Origin of the sequence: Parafrankia irregularis, from assembly GCF_001536285.1 — a bacterium.
In the GTDB taxonomy this organism is placed as follows: Bacteria; Actinomycetota; Actinomycetes; order Frankiales; family Frankiaceae; genus Parafrankia; species Parafrankia irregularis.
The window spans coordinates 13452-35531 of record NZ_FAOZ01000025.1 but is presented as its reverse complement, the minus strand read 5'-3'; the positions used below and the strand labels follow the sequence as shown (position 1 = coordinate 35531).

General features: G+C 68.3%; 20 protein-coding genes and 1 pseudogene. 10 read left to right on the top strand and 11 right to left on the bottom strand.

Features of this window, described 5'->3' with window-relative positions:
• Positions 1-406: 406 nt before the first annotated feature.
• The 4 genes from AWX74_RS28150 to AWX74_RS28140 all read right to left on the bottom strand — a co-directional run bounded on the left by AWX74_RS28150 (position 407) and on the right by AWX74_RS28140 (position 4811).
• A protein-coding gene (locus AWX74_RS28150; RefSeq protein WP_479724502.1) for an IS5 family transposase occupies positions 407-1299 on the bottom strand; the annotation gives its coding sequence in 2 pieces (ribosomal slippage) (positions 407-910 and positions 913-1299; 891 coding nt in all).
• 193 nt (positions 1300-1492) lie between these two features.
• Positions 1493-2776, bottom strand: coding sequence for a TetR/AcrR family transcriptional regulator (locus tag AWX74_RS28145; RefSeq protein WP_083473907.1), 1284 nt, complete (start codon positions 2774-2776; stop codon positions 1493-1495).
• Between the two features lie 49 nt (positions 2777-2825).
• The gene (locus AWX74_RS39605) at positions 2826-3281 is read right to left on the bottom strand and encodes a hypothetical protein (protein WP_131799550.1); all 456 of its coding nucleotides are present in this window, start codon (positions 3279-3281) and stop codon (positions 2826-2828) included.
• A gap of 345 nt (positions 3282-3626) precedes the next feature.
• Positions 3627-4811 carry a lipid-transfer protein gene (locus AWX74_RS28140; protein ID WP_054571099.1) on the bottom strand — a complete coding sequence of 395 codons (1185 nt, stop codon included), beginning with the start codon at positions 4809-4811 and terminating at the stop codon, positions 3627-3629.
• A 953-nt stretch (positions 4812-5764) separates the two neighbouring features.
• Here AWX74_RS28140 and AWX74_RS28135 point away from each other — a divergent pair.
• Complete coding sequence (locus tag AWX74_RS28135) at positions 5765-6067, top strand: DUF6342 family protein (protein WP_054571100.1); 303 nt, start codon at positions 5765-5767, stop codon at positions 6065-6067.
• 792 nt (positions 6068-6859) lie between these two features.
• On the opposite strand, the pseudogene AWX74_RS28125 reads toward AWX74_RS28135, so the two are convergent.
• A pseudogene (locus AWX74_RS28125) lies at positions 6860-7737 on the bottom strand (IS1380 family transposase); the annotation flags it as partial.
• A 207-nt stretch (positions 7738-7944) separates the two neighbouring features.
• On the opposite strand from AWX74_RS28125, the gene AWX74_RS28120 reads away from it, so the two are divergent.
• Positions 7945-8553: an IS630 family transposase gene (locus AWX74_RS28120; RefSeq protein WP_200931448.1), complete on the top strand. Its 609-nt coding sequence runs from the start codon at positions 7945-7947 to the stop codon at positions 8551-8553.
• 3 nt (positions 8554-8556) lie between these two features.
• Here AWX74_RS28120 and AWX74_RS28115 read toward each other — a convergent pair whose 3' ends face one another.
• Positions 8557-9537 carry an IS3 family transposase gene (locus AWX74_RS28115; RefSeq protein WP_054571141.1) on the bottom strand — a complete coding sequence of 327 codons (981 nt, stop codon included), beginning with the start codon at positions 9535-9537 and terminating at the stop codon, positions 8557-8559.
• A 50-nt stretch (positions 9538-9587) separates the two neighbouring features.
• Entirely contained in the window at positions 9588-9932 is a 345-nt protein-coding gene (locus tag AWX74_RS28110; RefSeq protein ID WP_091283117.1) for a hypothetical protein, read from the bottom strand.
• A 193-nt stretch (positions 9933-10125) separates the two neighbouring features.
• Here AWX74_RS28110 and AWX74_RS42880 point away from each other — a divergent pair, with 193 nt between their 5' ends.
• Positions 10126-10647, top strand: coding sequence for a transposase (locus AWX74_RS42880; protein ID WP_200931451.1), 522 nt, complete (start codon positions 10126-10128; stop codon positions 10645-10647).
• A gap of 317 nt (positions 10648-10964) precedes the next feature.
• On the opposite strand, the gene AWX74_RS28100 is transcribed toward AWX74_RS42880, so the two are convergent.
• Positions 10965-11450 carry a universal stress protein gene (locus AWX74_RS28100; protein ID WP_063793346.1) on the bottom strand — a complete coding sequence of 162 codons (486 nt, stop codon included), beginning with the start codon at positions 11448-11450 and terminating at the stop codon, positions 10965-10967.
• Between the two features lie 463 nt (positions 11451-11913).
• Between AWX74_RS28100 and AWX74_RS40235 the strand changes: the two genes are divergently transcribed.
• Complete coding sequence (locus AWX74_RS40235) at positions 11914-12060, top strand: hypothetical protein (protein ID WP_161934845.1); 147 nt, start codon at positions 11914-11916, stop codon at positions 12058-12060.
• On the opposite strand, the gene AWX74_RS41585 is transcribed toward AWX74_RS40235, so the two are convergent.
• The 3 genes from AWX74_RS41585 to AWX74_RS41575 all read right to left on the bottom strand — a co-directional run bounded on the left by AWX74_RS41585 (position 12029) and on the right by AWX74_RS41575 (position 13254).
• On the bottom strand, positions 12029-12469 hold the full coding sequence (locus AWX74_RS41585; RefSeq protein WP_235498447.1) for a site-specific integrase: 441 nt from the start codon (positions 12467-12469) through the stop codon (positions 12029-12031). The genes AWX74_RS40235 and AWX74_RS41585 overlap by 32 nt on opposite strands.
• A gap of 75 nt (positions 12470-12544) precedes the next feature.
• Positions 12545-13039: a site-specific integrase gene (locus AWX74_RS41580; protein ID WP_226931203.1), complete on the bottom strand. Its 495-nt coding sequence runs from the start codon at positions 13037-13039 to the stop codon at positions 12545-12547.
• A gap of 26 nt (positions 13040-13065) precedes the next feature.
• Positions 13066-13254 carry a hypothetical protein gene (locus tag AWX74_RS41575; protein WP_226931202.1) on the bottom strand — a complete coding sequence of 63 codons (189 nt, stop codon included), beginning with the start codon at positions 13252-13254 and terminating at the stop codon, positions 13066-13068.
• 50 nt (positions 13255-13304) lie between these two features.
• Here AWX74_RS41575 and AWX74_RS39595 point away from each other — a divergent pair, with 50 nt between their 5' ends.
• The 6 genes from AWX74_RS39595 (at position 13305) to AWX74_RS28070 (ending at position 21835) form a co-directional block, all read left to right on the top strand.
• Positions 13305-13508, top strand: coding sequence for a hypothetical protein (locus AWX74_RS39595; RefSeq protein ID WP_131799548.1), 204 nt, complete (start codon positions 13305-13307; stop codon positions 13506-13508).
• Between the two features lie 226 nt (positions 13509-13734).
• Positions 13735-14940: a hypothetical protein gene (locus tag AWX74_RS28090; protein WP_054571106.1), complete on the top strand. Its 1206-nt coding sequence runs from the start codon at positions 13735-13737 to the stop codon at positions 14938-14940.
• Positions 14941-15095: 155 nt separating this feature from the next.
• Positions 15096-16604, top strand: a complete 1509-nt coding sequence (locus AWX74_RS28085; RefSeq protein WP_235498448.1) for a DUF3375 domain-containing protein — start codon at positions 15096-15098, stop codon at positions 16602-16604.
• On the top strand, positions 16597-17232 hold the full coding sequence (locus AWX74_RS28080) for a DUF4194 domain-containing protein (protein WP_054571107.1): 636 nt from the start codon (positions 16597-16599) through the stop codon (positions 17230-17232). The genes AWX74_RS28085 and AWX74_RS28080 overlap by 8 nt, the downstream gene beginning before the upstream one ends.
• Positions 17229-20624 (top strand): ATP-binding protein, encoded by a 3396-nt coding sequence (locus tag AWX74_RS28075; protein ID WP_054571108.1) that lies wholly within the window; start codon positions 17229-17231, stop codon positions 20622-20624. The genes AWX74_RS28080 and AWX74_RS28075 overlap by 4 nt, the downstream gene beginning before the upstream one ends.
• The gene (locus tag AWX74_RS28070; protein ID WP_054571109.1) at positions 20621-21835 is read left to right on the top strand and encodes a Wadjet anti-phage system protein JetD domain-containing protein; all 1215 of its coding nucleotides are present in this window, start codon (positions 20621-20623) and stop codon (positions 21833-21835) included. Before AWX74_RS28075 ends, AWX74_RS28070 begins: the two co-directional genes overlap by 4 nt.
• Positions 21836-22080 lie beyond the last annotated feature (245 nt).

Sequence of the window (22080 nt, the reverse complement as noted above, 5' to 3'; positions counted from 1 at the left end):
GATGGTCGCGGGTAGCCGGCTGACGGACTAGATCTCTCGGGGGGTCCTGACATCGTTCGTTCCGCGTGATGCGGTCGACGAGGCGACAGGGAAGAACGCCCGGCGCAGCGACACGACGCTCACAGAGCAGGTCGTGGCCTACTTTGTGATGGGGCTCGCGCCGTTCCCCTATCCGCCGCGGGCGACGACTACGAGGTGAGGCGCCGGCCGGCTCGGCGCCAGGCTCACGGATCTCTACGTCGTGGGGCCGCGATGGGAGCGAACTCCAGGTGCCTGGCCGAAGCCCGCCAGCGGCACGGTTCCTCGCCGCTGGCCGAACTGTTTTGTCAGGTCGTGGCGCCGGTCGCGGACCTGGAAACAGCTGGTGCGTTTCTCAGACGGTGGGGACTAGGCCGTGTCCGGCCGATCATGGTGGTCGGAGCCAGAGCCGTAGGCCTGCGGCGGTGACGGTGCCGTGGAAGACGTAGGCGCGTTTGTCGTAGCGGGTGGCCACGGCCCGGTTCTGTTTCAGCAGGTTGATGCACCGCTCGACGGTGTTCCGTCGCTTGTACGCCTCGGCGTCGAATGACGGGGGACGCCCACCACGGGAGCCGCGGCGACGCCGGTTGGCTTGCTGGTCGGCCTTCTCCGGGATCGTCGCGGTGATACCCCGCCCGCGCAGGTAGGTCCGGTTCGCACGGCTGGAGTAGGCCTTGTCCGCCAGCACCCGGTCGGGTCGGGTCCTGGGCCGGCCAGGACCCGACCGGAGCATGTGGACCCGGTCCACGACCGCGGTGAACCGGGTGGAGTCAGCGACCTGGCCGGCGGTGATCAGCAGGCTGACCGGTCGGCGATACCCGTCGGCACCGAGGTGAATCTTGGTGGTGAACCCGCCGCGGCTACGGCCGAGTCCTTCATCGGGTGCATCGTTCACGGGCGCCTGGCTTTTCCCGGCACCCGGGGCCGCAGTCTCGGTGCCCCGGCCGCGTGTTGGTGGGCACGGCAGGTCGTGGAATCGACACTCAGTTCCCACCCGCCACCGGACCCGGTCGGCGGGTCGGTATCCCCGCCGCGGCGTAGTTCACCGGCCAGCCGGTCCCAGGTTCCGTCCGCTGACCAGCGGCGATGCCGCTCATACACGGTCTTCCACGGGCCGAACCGCTCCGGGAGATCCCGCCATGGCACCCCGGTACGGACCCGGAACAGGATGCCGTTCACGACCTGCCGGTGGTCCCGCCACCGGCCGCACCGCCCATTACTCACCGGCAGCAGCGGCGCCAACCGGTCCCATTCCTGCGCTGTCAGATCCCCCCGCCCCATAGGACGACCGTCCCGGCAAGAGATCCACATGTCCGGCCAACCAGATCACCGCCCACACCAGGACAACACCCACCAACCCATGATCGGCCGGACACGGCCTAGTGGCACCGACGGAATCGACCCGCGCGAGGAGACCGCCGCTGCCTTGGCCGGGCTTATCAGCAGCGGCGGGAACAGAACCCCCCGTGCCAGGTCAGAGCCCGAGCAGCCGGCCGCAGATCGACTCGATCGCGGCCGGCACGTCCGGGTTGTGCCGCAGGTGAGGGGTGCGGGCCGTGTCGTTGGCGACGGCGACTGCGGAATGTACGCGGATCCGGGCGGCGGTGGCCTCGAGCTCGGGGTACATGAGCTGGAGCAGGTGGACCCATTCGGTGAGGTAGTTGTGCTGGGCTCGACGGGCGGCGTGGCGTTCGACCTCAGGGAGGTGCTCGACCTCGGTGATCAGCAGCCCGATCAGGTCGTGGTGGACCTGAGAGAATCGGATGTAGGAGACGACCAGTCTGCGCAGCGCATCGGCTGCACCGCTCGAGGTTTGATAGATGGTGCTGACGTCCATCAACAGGGCGGCTGTGCCCCGCTGAAATGCGGTGCGCAGCATGTCCAGCTTGCTCGGGAAGTGGTTGTAGACGCTGGGGCCGGTGATTCCGACGGCGTTGCCGATGTCCTCCATGCCGACGCTGGCGAAGCCCTGGGCGGCGAACATCCGCACCGCCTGGGCGAGCAAAGCCTCCCGGCGTGACGCCGGCAGCAATACCGGTCCAACTGGTGGTGGCGACGGTGCGGCGAAGGCACTTGGCAGCGAGGTTTCCAGCACAAGGCCTGCAAGCTCGGCGAGCAGTTCGTCGTATGCGGGCCGGGGCATTTCAAGGTCGTGGAAGGACGGGCTCATCAGAACGGCAAGCGTCGCCCAGGTGACCAGGTCAGCGGTGCGGCGGTCGAGCTCAGGGCGGGCGGCGCGCACCCGGTCGGTGAGCCGGCGTCCGATCTCGCGGACCTCGGTGCGCACCCGAGCATAGTCGTTAAGCGAAAGGCGGCGGGCTTCTCGCTGCCAGAGCACGCCGAGGTGGCGTTCGTCGAGGCACAGGGCTGCGAGCTGGGCTGATGCCGTGGACTGGTCGGCGAGGTTGAGATTTTCGAGCAGTTGCCGCATCGGGGCCAGGCCTCCGATGATGACCTCGCGGAGTAGGTTCTGTTTGCTGGAGAAGTGTCGGTACAACGCGGACGGGCCGATCGCCACGGCCTCGGCGAGGTCGCTCATTCCGATCTGGTCGTAGCCGCGGCGGGCGAACAGGTCAGAGGCGGCGCCAAGGATCAGCGCCCGCCGGTTACGCGGACGGGTGCCACGCGGCGGCGCGAGCGCACGGTCCGGCACGTCAACCTCCTCAAGGTAGGTCGGCCCAGTCCCGGCGACCGGTCGAGGGTCTTTGCGGTGCCACTGTAGATCCGCAAGTCTGTCCAGGCTCGGGTACGCGACCATGTACCCGTAACCGCCGGTGCAACTGCGCGCGGGCGTCCGTCACGCGGCCCTACGGCTCGAAGCTCCTCCGCCTGGCTTTGGCCGTGTCGGCCGGGGACAGCCGGCAGGCGATCTGGCGGTCGACGTACTGCTGGGCGATGTCGATCTCAGTAGCCGACTCGATGAGCCAGTGCCGGGTGTTTCTGCGAGGTTCCACCGGGCTTGCCAGCGACACCTTCGAGAAGGTAGTCGACGGTCCAGCCGAACGCGGGACTTTGTGCTTTACATGACCGCGGACGTCGCGATTGACAATCGCTCCGCGGATGCTGCGGATCAGGCGGCGAGAATCCACCGCCTTTTGCTCGGCGATGTCCTGGGCATGCAGGCCAGCCGTTGTCGGATTGCGGCCCCTTTCTCGAAGCCGGGGTATCGTGTTTGAGGACCAGCCGCGGCAGCAGCCTCTGTGCGGGTTCCTCTGGTGCGCCCGCGCCGGAAGATCAGCGCCAACGGTGAGATTCTCGGTCACCTGGCTGGGGCGCCCCCGGCCCGGCCTGAGTGCGCGACGGGTGTAGAACTGGCTGCGGCGACCAGCCGTCGCAGGTGACGGCGGATCTCTTCACCGGGAACTCGAGCATGCCGCCTTCTTGAAGAGCGAATGTGGACAATGCGCGGCTACAGAGGGATCCGTATGCACGAGCACGCGGCGACTGAGCATCTGATCGTCAGGCTCGGAGCTTGTCGAGCGGCTCGCGGTCATCAACATGCCTGTTTGGCTGATGGCCTTGGTGAAGAGGAAGTCGACGGCGCTCCGTGGTGATAGTGATCGGCTCTCCCGCCTGCGCATCCGCGGTGTCGGTGTTGTTGGCCAGGCTCAGCCCGTCTTCTCGTAGAGAGTGACCACGGCGGCCCCGCCGAGGCCGATATTGTGCTGCAGCGCCAGATTCACGCCCTCCACTTGGCGCTTGTCGGCCTCGCCGCGCAACTGCCATACCAGCTCCGCGCACTGCGCCAACCCGGTCGCGCCCAGCGGATGTCCCTTGGACAGCAGCCCACCCGAAGGATTGGTCACCACGCGCCCGCCGTAGGTGTTGTCGCCGTCGGCGATGAACTTCTCCGCCGTGCCCTCCAGGGTCAGCCCCAGCGCCTCGTAGGACAACAGTTCGTTGACGGTGAAGCAGTCATGCAGTTCCACGACGTGGATGTCGCGTGGGTCCACCCCGGCCGCCTCATAGACCTGCCTAGCTGCGGACCTGGTCATGTCGTATCCGACTAGGTGCATCAGGTCCCCATCGAACGACGACGGGGTATCCGTGGTCATCGCCTGAGCGGCGATCGTCACGTCGGCCCGCAGCCCGTTGGCGCGCGCGAAATCCTCGGAGACGATCACCGCGGCAGCCGCGCCGCAGGTGGGAGGGCAGCACTGCAACCGGGTCAGCGGACCAAAGATCCGCGGTGAGGCAAGAACCTCATCCACAGTCAGCGGGTCGGTGAAGACCGCATACGGGTTGTGGGCTGCGTGCCTGCGAGACTTCACCGAGATCCGCGCAAACACCGTCGGGTCCATCCCGTACTTCTCACAGTAGGCTGCGCCCGCACCGCCAAAGTACCGCGGCGCGAAGGGCACCCCCTCGGCCTCGCCCTGCACCTTGGTAATCACCTCGTCGAACCGCCCGAAAGCGCTGGGTCGGTCGTCCCACTGCGTCCTCAGCGCACCGCGCTGCATCTGCTCGAATCCGAACGCCAGCACACAATCCGCCGCTCCGGAGGCCACCACCTGACGCGCCAGGAACAGAGCCGATGATCCAGTCGAGCAGTTGTTGTTCACGTTCAACACCGGCGCCCCGGTCATCCCTACCCGGTACAGCGCGTTCTGCCCGCTGGTCGAGTCGCCGTACACATAGCCGGCGTACGCCTGTTGGACTGAAGCGAGGACGATCCCCGCATCAGCCAGGGCCGCTTTTACCGCCCCTTCTGCCAGCACATCGTAGCTGTCGCTCCTGCTCGGCGTCGCGAACGGCACCATGCCGACACCCGCCACCACAACACGATCCCTCATCGGCGCTCCAATAGCTATCGACGGTTCACTTAATGAAGACGATCCCACTTCTACAGCAGCCGGGAGTACGTGTGTGATGTGTACCACACTTGTCGTGATTCACCAACGGCCATAGTGAAGGTGCGGGACGGGCGGGTCGGGAAGCGGCCGATCTACGCCGAGACCGGGGTCACCGCCGACCGGGAACGTGACCTGCTCGGCCTATGACCTGGCACCCGCGGTGATGGCGCGGTAGCGCCCGGTGCAACACGCCCCGGGACCGCTCGTACAGCGACATGCAGATCGCCTCGCGGGGTACGCGCATGGATGGATCATCCGGAAGTCGGCCTGCCGGCCGAGATCTACTCCGGGAACCAGCGCGTACGCAATAGCGTTTGCGTCCGCACCACGCTACTACCTGCCTGACGGGAGTGCCGACATCGGGTCGAAGGCTGGTTCCGCAGGCAACAATTCGGGTGCGCCCTGGGGCTCACCAGACGGCCATATACCCAAGTCAGATATTGCGCATACCGCAGCAAAGCGGACAGAAAACTTCCAGGATGACATTTCTCGGAGATTTCTGCACGGCGCCAACCTCGGCGTGTGATGCTACCTACGCGACGGCGCGATTCCACCGCAACCTCTGGAGGGAGATGTTGCGGCCGGTGCCTGCGACTCGCTGAGCCGAACAACGTGGACCGGGAAACGAAATATGTAAACTTAGCCGGTGATACCGTCCCCGTAGCCCATGGCTTCCCGAACACCCGGCCTCTGGTTCGGTTGGATAGACCGATAGAAGGGTGGCCAGCGAGGCGGCCAACGGTCGGGAAAAATCCGACTCGGCGGCACGCTATCCTTGCGCTCGGCTATTCGTAGGGATAATCCGGCACGGCCGGCTATCCCGATCTTTTGCGAGAAAAGCAGCCTACTCCATTCGGGAGAGGTTTTCCGCACAAGTATGAACGGAGTTCTCCATGCCGGATATTGATCTTGGGCTGGCGACGGACTGGGACGAGGGAGACACTCACGGCCGAATCAAACTGCGGCAGAACCAGCAGTACCCGACTTCCCCCAAGAAGGACGTGCTCATCAGCTCGCCGGTAAGCATCGAGCTCTCAGTTAATACTAACTACTCCACATCCCAAGAGGCCGACAAGATCTTCTTCACGACCCACCATGGCAGCCAGAAGAAGATCATCGCAGTACTGGACTCCAACGGAGACCTCTACATCGCCGGCCGCGTGATCGAAGGGCAGTCGAACCTGTCCTACCAGTAGTCCGGCAGCGCGGGGTGGTCCGGCGGCGCCTTCCCCGACGCGACGCGATGCCCACGCTCGACGGTCCGGCCACGGAGCCGGGCCGTCGAGGTCAGTGGCAATGCCCTGGTCGTAACAACTTTGACCGTCGGTGATGGCCGCTGTATCAGAACACCCAGTGCCGTGGACCCAATTGATCGGTTCGTGCCACTGATCCCTGGAGTGCCGCCAGTATTGCAACGGCCCTGCGAGCTCTTGGCAGGTCCGCAGGGCTGACTAAACTGAACGCATGTGCGACCTGTCGGGCCGCCGCCCGCGAGTCGCCGTCTGCCGGTCATGGCTGCGGCGCCTGCGCACTGAGCAGCCGGCCAAGGAGCGGTGGACCTGCACCGGACACTCAGTGTCGGCGTCCGCCACGACGGTGTCGCGAGGGTAGAGCGTCAAGGTGAGCAGTGCCGTCTCGGTGGCACGCCATCGTCGGTCGTTCTCGTCGTCGAAGTCCAGCTGAGGCCGCAGGGCCGCCGCGCAGCGCACTGTGTCCACGGTGGCCACTACCGACGTCTTGCCGGTCGCATGTGCAACCCCGGGATCGTACCGATCGCGACGGCGCATGGTCAGGCTTCTCACCAGCATCTTCTCTAACCTCGATCTTTCGCCAGGTGGCTGGGTCGGTTTGTCGGTCGTCCCGCCCCGTTTTTGATGTTGAGGTGTGTCGTCGGGGTGTGGCGGGGTGGCTCGCTGTCGCGCGGGCTGGAGCGCCGGTCCACGGCCGGGGGTGGTGCGAGGTCGTCGGGGCAGGGCAGGTCCGGGTGGCTATCCGGGGTCGGGTAGCGCGCGCAGTGTGGTCAGGGCCTGAAGGGCCAGCGCTGCCCATGGATGGTGCTCGGGCAGGTGGAGCACGGTGTGTCGTGCGTGACGGGCGATCCGTCCGGCGATGGTGAACAGCCTGTGCCGCAGGCGTTTCGGTTCCCACCGCCGGGCGGCGTGGCCGGCCAGGGCGAGCACCTGAGTCCAGGCGAGGAGGTCGAGTGCGAGGGAGACAACGGCGCACCAGACCCTGTTCTGGGCGAAGTCGTGTAGGGGCAGGTTCGTCAGGCCGGTGTCTTTGGCGGCGCGGATCCGGTCCTCGCAGCGGGCCCGGCGGCGGTGCCGTAGTTCCAGGTCGGCGAGCTGGCCGTGGGGGGTGTTGGTCGCGAACGCGGTGCAGCGGTTGCCGCCGGGGTCGACGATCCGGAGTTGGGCGCCTGGATGCGGGCGTTCGTTGCGCACGAGGACCCGCACGCCCGCAGGCCAGCTGGACAGGTCCATCAGCCCGGTGAGTTCGGCGACCCACGCGCCGTCGCGGGGCTGCCCGCCGGCGTTGTAGGCCGGTGTCCACGCCCCGGGCGGAACCTTCGCGATCGCCTCGGACGCGCTCTCGGGCAGGGTGAACCCGACCGAGTAGCTCAGCCGGCGGCGGTGCAGCCAGTCGAGGAACGCGTGCGTGCCGCCGCCGCTGTCGGTCCGGATCAGGACCGACCGGCCGCGACGCAGCCGCCGAGGTAGCCGGGCGAGTGCGACGGTGGCCAGGTGATGTGGTCGGCGCCGGTGTTCGCCCTGGCGTTCCCCGGTCGTAGCAGGACCGCCAGCGGCTCACCCGACCCGTCCGGGCCGTGGTCGGCGAACGCCCACAGCGGGTGGAACCCGAACCCTGGAGTTGACCTGTTCCTGTTCACACCTGGGCTCTTTGGGATAATGATCCCGGGGAGGAGTGCAGGTGCCGAGATCAAAACTGCCATACACCGAGGAGTTCCGCCGGCAGATGGTGGAACTGGTTCGAGCTGGGCGGATACCCGAGGAACTAGTGTCTTGTGATTCCGTTTCTTTTACGTTGACGGGTCGCCAGATAGAATGATCTTGTGGAGTTGGGGGATGCGGAACGGGCGGAACTGTCCGCGCTGATCAACAGTCGGGATGTTCCGGCGAACGTGGGTACACGGGCGCGGATCGTGCTGTGGCATGCGGAGAACACGCCGAAGGCGCGGATCGCCCAGCTGGCGGGGGTATCGCGACCCACGGTGGATCTGTGGCTGAGCCGGTACGAACGGGACGGGGTGGCCGGTCTGGTCGACCGGCCGCGAGGAGCCCCGCGGGAGCAGGTCCCCGCCGCGGTACGGACCCGGATCGTGGCGTTGACCCGCACGACCCCACCCGCGGAGACCGGACTGTCGCACTGGTCGAGCCGGGAGATGGCCCGCTACATCGGCCACACCGGACCGGTGCCGGTGTCCTGGCACTACGTGGCGAAGGTATGGAGGGAAGAAGGGCTGCGCCCGCATCAGTCCGGCACGTTCAAACTGTCCCGGGATCCGGACTTCGCGGTCAAGGTCGCCGACATCGTCGGGCTCTACCTCGAACCACCCGGCGGCGCGGTCGTGCTCTGCATCGACGAGAAGACACAGGTCGAGGCACTGGACCGCACCCAACCCCTACTCCCGATCAGTTTCGGACGCACCGAGAAACGGTAGGTGTCAAGTCAACTGAGACAGTTGATCGTTGGTCGGTTGGCTTGGAAGTGGCTGGTTGATCCACACGGTCTCGGGTAGCCGGGGCGGCCGTGGCCTGCGAGCGAACCGTTCAGGGTGCGCCGCGCGGGCGCGGTCGAGGATGGCCTGCCGGTGGGCCTGGACCTGCTCGGCGGTCCCGAAGTGGACCGAGGCGGGGGTGTGGAACCCGATCCCGGAGTGGCGATGGTCGTGGTTGTAGGCGGTGAAGAACCCCTCGCAGAAGGCACGGGCATCAGCCAACGACCCGAACCGGTCAGGGAAGTCGTAGCTGTACTTGAGAGTCTTGAACTGCGCCTCGGAATAGGGATTGTCATTCGAGGTCCGTGGCCGTGAATGAGACCGGTGGACACCGAGCTCGACGAGAAGGTCGGAGACCTGTTTTGAGACCATCGCTCCACCACGGTCCGCGTGGATCGCCCGCGGCGCGGCCCCGTTCCGGTTGATGGCGTCGGTGAGGAAGTCCTTCGCGACCACTGCGTCCTCGGCGGCGGCGACAAGCCAGCCGGTCACATACCGGGAGTAGATATCGAGGATGACGTACAACTTGTACCAGACACCCTTGGCCGGTCCTTTCAACGCGGTGATGTCCCACGTCCAGATCTCGTCCGGTCCGGTCGCGGACAGCTCCGGGCGGACCCGGGCCGGATGGGTCGCCTGCGCGCGGCGTTCCCGGGTCTGACCGGCCGCGCGGGCGATCCGGTACATCGTGGACAGCGAGCACCAGTACCGGCCGGCGTCCAGCTCCCGGGCCCAGACCTGCGGGATCGCCAGATCCTGGTACTCCGCCCGAGCCAGCACCGCCAGCACCTGGGCGCGTTCGGTGTCGCTCAACGCCGCCGGTGGCGGCTTCCTCGCCGGCCACGGGCCGTGCAGCCGGCCACCAGGAGCTGTATGACGGTAATGCGTCGCCCTCGACCTGCCCGTATATGCGCAGGCCCGTTTCACCGGCACCCCCGCGGCACGGAGCTCGTCGAAAGCACCGTTCAGGGTCTGGTCTACGGCTTCTCGGTGTCCGTGCTCTCGGAGATCTGTTCCAAGAGCACGCGCGCTTTTCCCATGATATCCAGCGCGGTTTCAGTCGTTGCGAGCTTCGCTTTCAGTCGTTCGTTCTCCCTGCGCAGCTTCTCCAGCTCGATCTGCTCCGCTGATTTTCCCGGCTTCTTCTCCGGAGAACGAGCCGCGCCACCGGATCCACCCAGCGCTCCCGCGTCCCGGGCCCGGGTCCACTCCACCACGTGTGAGGAGAACAAGCCCTCCCGGCGCAGGATCGCGCCTTTCTCTCCGTGTGGGGCGTTCTCGTACTCGGCGATGATCCGCAGCTTGTATGCCGTGCTGAACACCCGCCGCGACGGCCGCGGCGCTGGATCACGCCGCGACGGAGGACCGCCCGGACGTTCCTGCGACTCTGACTCCACGGGCACAAGGATCTCCGATCACGCCCTCTGTAGCCAACCCGCACCCAGCGGGTGTCTCACCCGAGACTGACACAGAGGGAAACGCACCCACGACTACGTCCGCCACGGCACCACGAACCTGTTCGCCGCCCTCAACACAGGCACCGGGGAAGTCCTCGGCGCCTGCCACCCCCGCCGGGACGGCGCCGCGTTCCTGACATTCCTGAAAGCCGCGGTCGCCCCGCACGACGGCCGGGAGATCCACGTCATCCTGGACAACCTGTCGACCCACACCACTCCCGAGCGTGAAGACCTGGCTGGACGCGAACCCGCACGTCCACTTCCACTTCACCCCGGTCGGTTCGTCCTGGATCAACCAGATCGTGCGACACGAGGTCGCATGAGAACAGTGGTACTCGTTGAGGAGGTTCGACTGATGTCTGCACGTCGACCGGGAGCCACAAAGCCCGCACGAGTGGGAACAGTGGCTCGCGGCCACCCGCACGGCGCCCGCAAACGCACACTGATCGCCTGGGGCGCGGGCACACCGGACGAACGCGTCGCAACCCGCCTCATACACGCCCGTTGCCACCGCCGCACCCTCGACGATGGCATTCGGGCAGCGCTTCTGCCCGCCTGCAAGCCCACAGGGCTCGCTTGAGCCGGTTGCCTGGAAAGCGGGCACGGCCGGTTCTGAGGGGGCCCCCGGCGCAGCAATGCGCCGGGGCTACCCGACGAGACCTGGTTCGGGATCATCACCCGCCAGGCAATCCGCCGCGGCACCTTCCCCTCCGTCCATGCCCTGACCCGCCAGATCCGCGACTACATCACCCACTGGAACAGCAACGCCCAGCCGTTCACCTGGACCGCCACCGCCGACGAGATCCTCGCCAAGGTCCGTCTCACCCAGACCAGCATCCGCAAACTCGTCGACAACAACCGAAACCGCAAGCGATAAGCAAACAGAATCACGGGACACTAGTGGACGGCGGCCGGGCTTCCGGTCATGCTCGGTTGCGTCTGAGCCTCCGTGAAGGTGCCGCGCACGACGACGACCGGGCAGGGCGCGTTACGCACGCAGTATGACGCGACCGATCCAAGACGCATACCGGGAAAATCGCGCCCGTGGCCGCCGACAACGAGCAGGTCCGCGTCCTCGGCAGTCCTGGTCAACGCCAGCGCGGGACGCTCGGGAACCAGGTACTTCTCTATGTGCACAGCGGGCACGTTCACCAACGCCTCGTCCACGGTCCGCTCCAACGCCCGCCGTGCGTCCTCCATGTAGTCGCCCTCGGTGTAGGTGCGCGTCACCAGGATCGTCGCAGGGACCTGCCATCCCGTCACGATGTCGATTATCGCGCCTGTGGCCTGGGCCTGTGGCACTGCCCAGCGCAGGGCGGCCACGCTCGGCGCCTTCCCGTCCGCGCCCACCACGATCCGTGGATGCGATCGCTGCTCGCCCACGACCCGCTCCTTCCTGTCCCCGTCCCGCCCGCCGCCTCGGAAGACCCTGCGGCGGGCGGCGTCTTCCACCGCCGATCCCGTCATACCCGCAGGGACAGTCCCCACGACCCGAAGTCCCCACTGCGCGAACCTGACCCGCGCCTTGGCAACGACCCCCGGTCCCGGGAGGTCCAAGCCCTGAACGTCATGAACGACCTGGTCGGGCCGCCGCCCGCGGGTCGCCTTGACAAGGCCACACCAGTGAGAAAGGGGCAACATGGCGGAGAACCCGAACCCGCGGAGCGGACACCCGGAACCAACCCGCCGAGCCCGTCGCGCCGCGTTCCGCGGCCACCATCGGCCCCAGACGCGCCGTAAACGTCCGAACCCGCCCCACGTAACCACGGGGCGGGATAGCGGACCGGCCACCGTCAGCCGATGCGTACCGCTCTACGAATATCCCATTTATACCCCCGGCGCCGCCGTGGGGATCTCCGCCAGCACCACCGCGGTGCTCGCCCTGTTCAACGGCCCGACCCGCGCCGTGCTCATCGCGGCGGTGGCCACCTCGACGCTGGTAGGTGCGGGTGCTGTCGTCGTCATCGGCCGGCTGGCCCGAGCAGCACGGTGAGATCCTCAGCCCGATAGGGGGTCGTCGCGTCGCCGGGGCCCGGCAGTGTCAGCGGCTCGTCGCGGCCGGCGAGATGGTCCCGTACTCGGCGGATGACCTGCGGGTCGTCTTCCACGAGGTAGGTCTCGGTCGTGGCCAGGTGAGCGTGTCCGAGGATCGTCTGCACGTCGCGCAGTGACAACCGAGCATCACGGATCATGCGCAGGGCGCAGGTATGCCGCAGGTCGTGCATGCTCCAGTTCGTGCCCAGCAGGCCGTTCGCGCGGCGCAGCACCGCCCGCAGCGCCTCGTAGCTCAACGGCACGCGACCGGGCGGGCCGCCGTCCCGGGCGCGACGGCGCAGCGTCTGCCAGACCGGCGTGTCAGCACCCAGTCGGCCGATCTCCTCCACGTGCAGGCGCAGCCACACGAACGCCTCCGGGCTGGCCGGCAGTCACTGCGGCGCCCGTGTCCCCTTGCGCCGGACCTGGATCAGCTGGTCGCCTCAGTCCAGATCGATACCGCGCATTCCCAGCAGTGCCCCGGCGCGAGCGCCGGTGCTGACCGCCAACGCCAGGATCGCGCGGTCACGGTCCGAACGCATCGCCGTGAACAGCTGCTCCCACCGCTCGTCCAGCATCGCCCGCGGCCGGCGTTTCGGTGCCGGCGGGTTATAACGCAGCCGCCCCTCCGGCCGGAACGACTCCAACGGGTTGTGATGCGTATGAGGACGCCGGCCCCGCCCCCGAGCCAGGAGCACCGGATTGACCAGCGGCCCTTCGCCCCGCTCGATCCAGAACGCATAAAACGACCGCACGACCGCGTTCGAAGCCGAATCGTGGCCACGATATAGCTGTCGGCCTGGAACCGTTTGCGGGTGATCGGGTTCACCGTTCCTGCCGTCATCGCGGAATCGGTTCGCGGCAATCGACGCCGCTTCCTGGTCCGCTGCAACCACAGCACGAAATCCCGCGCCTCCGCCGGACACGCCTTCGACCATTCCACCTCCACCGCCCGCAGGAACCGCTACCAACGCAGCAACGCAAACGCATAGCTGCGCACCGTAGCGGCCGAACATCCCTGCACTACCAGGTCACGCAGGAATCGTCGGACCGGCTCGACCGGCCGGTCCGCCTCGTCCACCACACAGAACGGTTCGACACCCGCCAGCGGGACCACCCGACCCCACTCCGGCAGATCGATCAGATCAATCACACGATCACAATTATCGGACATCCGCACGCAGTCCTCTCACTCGGAACTGGGTGACAGTTACCGACGGGCCACCACCCGCCGCCTACGACACGCTGATCGTCAGCCCAGTAGTCCGGTCAACGGTTCTGCTCGGAACCCGCCACCTCGCGCTACACCACGGATTCGGCAGCCTTCAGCGATCCGCCTGCCGCCTGCTCGTCTTCGCCAGCCTCGTCGACGCCGTTGACAGACAGCGACCGGAGCGGGCGCACTGACCAAGCGAGAAATGCCGATCGCGTCGAGCCGGGACTGCAACTGGTCGTCGCAGTGGCGGCGGCCCTCTCCGGCGTGCCAGAACTGTGGGGCCCTGTGGCTCTGGGCGAGGGCCGAGGCCGGGGTCCTACGATTCGGGGCATGTCGCCGGTCTCGCGTGGGCGTAAGCCGAAGAAGTCGCCGAAGCGGCCATCTGGACGGCCGGGTGCCGCTCTGGCGTCCCCAGGCGTGCCGTGGTCTGGTTCGCCAGCGGCGGTACTCGCCGACCTGCTGGGCGGTCCGCGAGAGGAACCGGAGTGGTTCGGGCCGGCGGTCGCGGCGGTTGTCGGCGGCAGTGAGGCGGTCCTGGCCGCGGAGAGCCCCCGCGCGCTGGAGGAGGCTACGGTCGCGCTGGTCGGCGCACAGGTCCGCCGAGCGGTGCGGGAGCACGGGCGGGGTCTGCGGTTCGACTGGTGGTACGCGAAGGTCTCCGAGGCGCTCGCGGCAGAGGTCCGCGAAGACCTCGACCGCGGTGGGGACAACTGGGTCGGTCCGTGGCGACTGCTGCACGGCCTGGCCGCTATTGGCACGCCGGCGCTTGCGTCCGCCCCGACGGGTTCGATCAGGAAGCTGTCCGCGGCCGTCGCCCGGGCGGGTGGCGCCAGCCAGCCGCCGTGGCTACGACTGGTGCCCAGAGTCGCGCCGGGCGAGGTCTGGCTGCTGCGGGACGCGTACGGAAGCCGGTTCGGGATCATCGCGGGCCTCTCGTCCGACAAGAGCGACCCGGTGGTGTTCCTCCTCGACATCGACGCCTGCGGGCCCGTCACCGTCCTCAACGCCGGCACATATGCCGACGTGTCCGAGTCCGCCGCGGCCTGGCGGTCGTTCGCGGGGGTGTCAGCCGACGGCGCGCGACCGCGGCGGGTCGAGACAGCCGACGAGGTGGCGGTGCTGGCGTACGCCGACTATGACGACAACATCCTGCACGGCGGGGAGTCCGATTCGGCACTGGACAACTGGTTCCGTGCCAACCGTCGTCTGCGTGATCTGTCAGACCATTTCCGGCGCCGTGGCACGCCACTGCCCCGGCCCCGGAGCCTCTACCGTGATCTCGACACGGAGCCGTTGATCGAGGACTTCACCGCCTGGTACGTAGACCAGCACGACGCCAAGCCGGACACGGAAGCAGTCGCCGCGATCGCCTACGAGTGGATCGAGGGCGCGCTCCCCGGGACCTGGAACGCCGTCTCGCCGCACCGCGTCCGTCATCTGCGCGCCGTGATGAGCGACTGGATCGACGACCGCGTCACCGCCGCGGCGCACACCCTGATCCCCGACTGGGTCCGCTGGCACACCGAGCAGTCCGACCTCCCCGAGCAGCTACGCGTTCTATCGTTCGCCGCCACCGACGGCAGCCACGACCGCCCGGATCTGGCAGCCCCCTGCGCGCCCTGACACCTCGGCGCCCGCGACGCCAGCCATCAGACCCGCGGCCCGTGACGAGACGCTCCCGTCACGGTGTCGCTGATCAGGGGTCAAGCTCGCCGGGTGGGGCCGGGAGTTCTGTCGCACCCCTCGCCTACCATCAGATCTGATTTTCGGGGGTGGTGGTGGACACGTCAGTGGACGGCTCGCTCGACTACGACACCGTTGACCTGTTGCGTCGGCATGCGGCGTGGCGGCTGCTGCGGGCCGATCACGCCCCACTCGTCGTCAGCTTCCTGGCCCGGGTGTTCGTGGCGGAGAATGTGCGGGAGATCGCGGCGTCGGCGTTGGTCGACCGGCTCGACGACACTCTGTATGCGCTCAATCAGCGGTTGGGCGCCGGTACCTATCCGCGGGCCGCCAAGGCGTACTTGGACGACTGGTCGGCGACCGAGCACGGCTGGCTTCGGCGGTTCTACCCGCCTGGCTCGGACGAGCCGCATTTCGACGCCACGCCGGCACTCGAGCAGGCCGTGTCGTTCCTGTCCAGCCTGCGTTCCAGGGCGTTCGTCGGCACGGAGTCGCGGCTGAACACGCTGTTCGACCTGCTGCGCCAGATGGCGTTGGGTACCGAGACCGACCCCGAACGGCGGCTCACGGAGCTGCGGCTGCGCCGCGACGCGCTCGACCGGGAGATCGAGCGGGTCAGCCGAGGCGAGCTCGACATGCTCGACCCCTCCGCCCAGCGGGACCGGTTCCAGCAGTTCGGCGACATGGCACGTGAGCTGCTGGCGGACTTCCGCCAGGTCGAGACGAACTTCCGCGAGCTCGATCGGGCCCTGCGGGTCCAGATCGCCTCCTTCAACGGCGCGAAGGGCGAGCTGCTCGACGAGGTGCTCAGCAGCCGGGGCAGCATCACCGACTCGGACCAGGGCAGGAGCTTCGGCGCGTTCTACGACTTCCTGCTCTCGGCTGACCGGCAGGCGGAGTTCAAGGCGCTGCTCGACCAGGTTCTGGGACTGGACGCACTCGCCGGAGCCGACGAGCGGCTGCGCGACATCCACTACGACTGGCTGGCGGCGGGTGAACGCACCCAGGCGACCGTCCGGTTGCTGTCCGCGCAGCTGCGCCGGTTCCTGGACGACCGGGTCTGGCTGGAGAACCGCCGAATCGGGGAAATCCTTCGTGGCATCGAGGCGCACGCCCTCCAACTGCGCGACGCCGCCGGGCCGCTGCCGGGAGCCGAACTGGAGGAGACCGCGCCCCGGCTCGTGCTGCCGATGGAACGACGGCTGTACACGCCGAAACGCCGGACCGCGGTCGACAGCGACGGCATCACGGCCGGAGAAGGTGACTTCGAGTCCGACGCGCTCTATGAGCAGGTCTACGTCGACCCGGCGGAGCTGGGCGGGGCGGTGCGCGACGCGCTGACCAGCCGACCGCGGGTCACGCTGACCTCGTTGGTCGCCGACCGGCCGCTGCGGCGGGGGCTCGCCGAGCTGGTCACGTATCTATCGCTCAGCGGCGACGGATTCACCGTGGTCTTTGATGAGGACAACACGGACGAGCTGAGCTGGGACGACGACGATGGCACCCGCGTCGCCACCGTGCCCAGGGTGACCTTCGTCCGCGCTGGATTCGCCGCCGTGGCCCCCGACGCGAACGATGACGGTGAGGAGCGCAGGGATGACTGACGCCGCGTCTGCTCGTGGTTCCGCGCGGGGCGCGGCACCGCGCGCCGAGCTGGATCTTCCTCTGGTCCTGACCAGCCTGATGAAGGGTCCCGTCTACCGGGACCAGCACGACAAGGTGTGGCGTCACCTGCTCGGTCTGCGGGCCCAGGTGAGCGACTACGTCGACGTCATCGGACTGCAGGTCATCGTCGACGAGGCCGAGGGCTATGCCTTTCTGCGCTCGCGGCCGGACGACGAGGCGCAGGACGGGCCGCCCCGGCTGATCGCGCGGCGGGCGCTGTCGTTCCCCGTCAGTCTGCTGCTGGCTCTGCTGCGCAAGCGGCTCGCCGAGTTCGACACCGACAACGCCGACACCAGGCTCGTGCTCGCGCGCGCCGACGTCGTCGAGATGATGCGCATGTTCCTGCCGGCGGGGCGCAACGAGGCCCGGCTCGTCGACGAGATCGACACTCACCTCGGGAAGGCCGTCGACCTAGGATTCCTGCGCAAGCTGCCGGGCTCCGAGGAGACCTTCGAGGTGCGCCGGATTCTGAAGGCGTTCGTGGACGCGCAGTGGCTTTCTGGATTCGACGAGGGCCTCGCCCGGTACGCGGCGTCGCTGGCCGGCCCCACCGAGGAGACCGCGTGACGACGCGACCAGCGGCTCCAGCCGAGGAGACCGAGCCCGCGCCTGGCCGTGTCGGATTCCGGCTCGACCGGCTGGAAGTCCTCAACTGGGGGACGTTTCACCAGCGGGTCTGGACGCTGCGGGTCGGTGGCGACAACGCGCTGCTCACCGGCGACATCGGCTCCGGTAAGTCGACGATCGTCGACGCGGTCACCACGCTTCTGCTGCCCGCCCAGCGGATCTCCTACAATCGGGCCGCCGGCGCCGAGGCTCGCGAGCGCACGCTGCGCTCCTACGTCGAGGGCCACTACAAGTCCGAGCGCAACGAGTCCACCGGTGGATCCCGCCCGGTCGGGCTGCGCACCGACGGGACGACATACTCGGTGCTGCTCGGGGTGTTTGTCAACGAGGCCGTGGACGCCACCGTCAGCCTCGCGCAGGTGTTCTGGCAGGCAGCCGACGAGCCGGGGCAGCCAAGGCGGTTCTTCGTCACGGCCGGACGCCACCTTACGCTCGCGGCCGACTTCGGCGACTTCGGCGCGGACATCACCGCGCTCAAACGCCGGCTGCGAAAATCCGGCGCGGAGGTCAACGACGAGTTCCCGGCCTACGGTCGGACCTTTCGCCGGCTGCTCGGCATCGAGTCCGACCAGGCGATGGAGCTGTTCCACCAGACCGTGTCGATGAAGTCGGTCGGCGACCTGAACGAGTTCGTCCGGTCGCACATGCTGGAGAAGCAGGACGTCCAGCGGCGGATCGACGAGGTGGTGGCCCACTTCGAAGATCTGACCAGGGCGCACACCGCCGTCCGGCGCGCACGCGACCAGCTGGCGATGCTCACCCCGCTACTCGCCGACTGCGACGAGTACGACGCCCTTGGAGAGCGGGAGCAGGCGCTGGGCGCCGAGGCCGGCGCCGTGCGCTACTTCGTCGCCGACAGGACCGCGACGTTCCTACGTGGTGAGCTGGCGCAGCTGGGCGTCCGGATCACGGCGGGCCGTGGCGAGGCCGCCCGGTTGGACCAGCAGGTCACCACTTTGCGTGACGAGGACGTCCGGCTGCAACTGCAGCGCGCGGGCCTCGGCGGTGGCCGGCTCGGCGAGATCGAGAAGGACCTGGAACGCGCGGGCAGGGAACGCGCCCAGCGAGCGGCCAAGGCCGAGATCTTCGAGGGTCGACTCGCGACGCTCGGCCTGGCGGCCGTCGTCGACGAGGCTCGGTTCGACGAGCGCCGCCGCGAGTTTGCCGCCCTGGCCAGCCGGCTCGCCGAGGAGCGCGGCACGCTCGAAACGCGTCGTTCCGAGCTGGACGTCCAGCTCGCGGCCCGCCGGGCGGAGTCGGATCTGCTGGGTGAGGAGATCGCCAGCCTTCGGCAGCGTCGCAGCAACATCCCGGCGCAGAGCCTGGACCTGCGTCGCCGGTTGTGCGCCGAGACCGGGCTTGACGCCGGCGACCTTCCGTTCGCGGCCGAGCTGATCCAGGTCTCGTCCGAGCACCGTGCCTGGGAGGGCGCGGCCGAGCGGCTGCTGCGCGGCTTCGGCCTGTCTCTCCTCGTGCCGGAGCGGCACTACCGGGCGGCATCGGAGTGGATCGACCGCAACCATCTGCGAGCGCGGCTGATCTACTTCCGCATCCCGCAGGCGCCGCCGCCGCGGCAGCAGCAGTTCACCGGCGGCGACGTGCTGCTCGTCGACCGCCTCGACCTGAAGGCGGATTCGCCGTTCCTCCCGTGGCTGCGCCGCGAGCTGGAGGTCCGCGCCGACTACGCCTGCGTCGACAGCCTCGACGACTTCCGCCGGGCGACGAAGGCGGTCACCCGCGCCGGGCAGATCAAGCACACCGGCGGCCGCCATGAGAAGGACGACCGGTGGCGGGTCGACGACCGGACGAAGTACGTCCTGGGATGGAGCAACGAGCAGAAGATCGCCGCGATCATCGCCCGCGCGACGCAGGTCCAGACGGACCTGACCGCGATAGCCGGGCGTCGCGAGAAGCTCACCAAGGACATCGCCGCGCTCGGCCGCCAGGAGCTCGATCTGAGCCTGCTCGGCGAGACCCGGGCATGGCTCGAGATCGACTGGCGTTCGGCCGCCGCCGAACTCGACGCGTTGCGGGCGGAGAAAGCCCAGCTCGTCGCCGCGTCCGCGGAGCTCGCCGCGATCGACCACCGGCTCGAGAGGGTCCGGCGCGACCTCGCGGCGGCGGTGCGGGACGGCGACGCGATGCGCGAGCGCGTCGGCGGTCTCACGACGCGCCAGTCCAACGCCGAGACCGAGTTCGCCCGGTCCGAGGCGCTGACCGCGTTACCCGCGTACGCGCTGGCATGCGCCAGCTTCGCCAGCCTCGGCGAGCGGCTTCCGACGCCGCCGCCGACGACTCCCCTCGACTGGGCCGACGCCGGGCGCGACCTCGACGACGCGATCCGGACGGAGTCCCGGCAGGTGGCGGAGCGGCGCGCGCGGGCCGGGCAACGGGTCGTGGCGAAGATGGGGAGATTCCGCCAGGGGTACCCGCTGGAGACCGTGGAGCTGGATGCGTCGGTGGCCGCCATCGGTGGGTACCGCGAGCTGCACACCCGGCTGATCCGTGATGATCTGCCCCGCTTCGAGCAGGAGTTCAAGAACTACCTGAACACCAACACGATCCGCGACATCGCGATGTTCCAGGCCAAGCTGCTCGAGCAGCGCGAACAGATCCGTACACGGGCCGAGATCATCAACGCGTCGCTGACGTCCATCGAGTACAACGCGGGTACCTTCATCCGCCTCGAGCTCGAAGACACCCCGAATATGGAGGTTCGGCAGTTCCGCGCAGACCTGCGCGCGTGTACCGAAGGCTCGCTCGGATCCGGGGGCGAGTCGGACCAGTACTCCGAGGAGAAGTTCCTTCAGGTCAGCCGGATCGTCGAGCGGCTGCGCGGCAGAGAGGGCCAGACCGACGCCGACCGGGTCTGGACCCGCCGGGTCACCGACGTCCGCAACTGGTTCGTCTTCTCCGCGTCGGAACGCTCGGCGGCCGACGACACCGAGCGCGAGCACTACAGCGACTCCGGCGGCAAGTCCGGCGGCCAGAAGGAGAAGCTCGCCTACACAATCCTCGCCGCCTCACTGGCCTACCAGTTCAGGCTCGACTCCGGCCCGCGGACATTCCGGTTCGTCGTCATCGACGAGGCGTTCGGCCGCGGCTCCGACGGGTCGACCCGGTTCGCCCTGGGCCTGTTCGCGCGGCTCGGACTGCAGCTGCTGATCGTCACACCCTTGCAGAAGATCCACGTCATCGAGCAGTACGTCTCGTCCGTCGGCTTCGTCGACAACCAGTCGGGCAGCTACTCCCGCCTGCAGAACCTGACCGTCGTGGAGTATCGGGCGCGCCGCGCGCACCGGCTCGCGGCTGAACTCGTGACCGTCCGGTGACCCGGAGACGGGCGGTCGGATGGACGACGCTCGCCGACGTACGCACACATCTGCGCCGCCGCTGGGACGACGGACAACTGCTCGCCGCATGGGCCGCGGGCCAGCCGTTCCATCCGGTTGACGTGACTCTGCGTGGGCCGGTGGGCCGCGACCTCACCGACCGGTTCGACGAGGTCCGCGCCTGGCGCCAGGAATGGCTCGCCGTGGTGGACCGCTCGGCTGACCTGCAGCTCGTGATGAAATCGGTCGGCCGTCGCAGCATCGGCGCGAACGAGCTACCCGCCCGGCTTGTCGTCGACGGCGGCTGGGAAGCGCTCTGGCGGCTTCTCCAGGTGACCGCCGAGGTGCGCCGGTTCACCCAGCTCCGGGACTCGGTTCCGACGGGCGCACACGCGGCGATGCTCGTGAACTGGATGAACGCCCATCCCCTGCGAGTGCTCGCGCATCAGCCGGACGCCGAGTGGACGCGAGTTCTCGCGACGGTGCGCTGGCTGGTCAGCGAGCGAGGCCACAGCCGGTACCTGCGACAGGTTCCCGTGCCGGGCGTCGACACCAAGTTCATCGAGACCCACCGGGCGGTGCTCGCCGACCTTCTCGACGTTGTTCTTCCCGCCGACACGATCGACCAGACGGTTCCGAAAGCGCAGTTCGCCCGGCGGTACGGCTTCCGGATACCACCGCTCTACGTCCGATTCCGAACACTCGGCGCGACCCCGCCCCGGCTGCCAGGTGTCCCCGAAATGACCGTGCGGCTCGACAGTCTCGAAGCCGCCGCAGCCGACGTCGGCACCGTGTTCGTCCTGGAGAACGAAATCACCTACCTGGCGTTCCCAGCCGTGCCCGACGCGATCGCGGTCTTCGGCGGCGGTTATGGTTTCACGGCCTTCGCCGCGCTCCCCTGGCTTTCCGCCCGCCGCGTCTACTACTGGGGCGACCTCGACACCCACGGTTTCGCGATCCTCGACCGGCTGCGCGCCACGGCCCCCACCGTCGAGTCGTTCCTCATGGACCGCGCCACGCTGCTGGCCCATCCCGAGCAGTGGGTTCGTGAACCCACCCAGGCCCGCGGCCCCCTTTCCCACCTCACCCCGGCGGAGGCCGCCCTGCACGACGACCTCGTCGCGGGCACCTACGGCGCCGCGATCCGACTCGAGCAGGAACGCGTCGGATTCCCCCACCTCGAGGCCAGCCTTACCCGCCTGCTGAGCTGAGCTCAGGCTCCCGGCCCTGGTGCCGCCGTCGCGGTCCACCCCACGCCGCACCACGCGCTGTAACTTCTGCGGACCCAGCACGGCTTTCGACTGGCTCTCGCCGACATCTCGCCCGGAGGACGCGAGTGCTGACGTCCTTGCCCCGGTCTCCTTCGACCGCCAAGCGTGCTTAACGCACCGAGATCAGCGGCCAGTGAACCTGGATTCACGACCTCAAGGCTCCGTCGCGGCACGGCGTGCCACGG

Bases quoted from the DNA above. Each gene is read 5' to 3' on its own strand.
- AWX74_RS28145 (WP_083473907.1), bottom strand. From the start codon at position 2,776: ATGGTCGCGTACCCGAGCCTGGACAGACTTGCGGATCTACAGTGGCAC.
- AWX74_RS28140 (WP_054571099.1), bottom strand. From the start codon at position 4,811: ATGAGGGATCGTGTTGTGGTGGCGGGTGTCGGCATGGTGCCGTTCGCG.
- AWX74_RS28135 (WP_054571100.1), top strand. From the start codon at position 5,765: ATGCCGGATATTGATCTTGGGCTGGCGACGGACTGGGACGAGGGAGAC.
- AWX74_RS41580 (WP_226931203.1), bottom strand. From the start codon at position 13,039: ATGGTCGAAGGCGTGTCCGGCGGAGGCGCGGGATTTCGTGCTGTGGTT.
- AWX74_RS28080 (WP_054571107.1), top strand. From the start codon at position 16,597: ATGACTGACGCCGCGTCTGCTCGTGGTTCCGCGCGGGGCGCGGCACCG.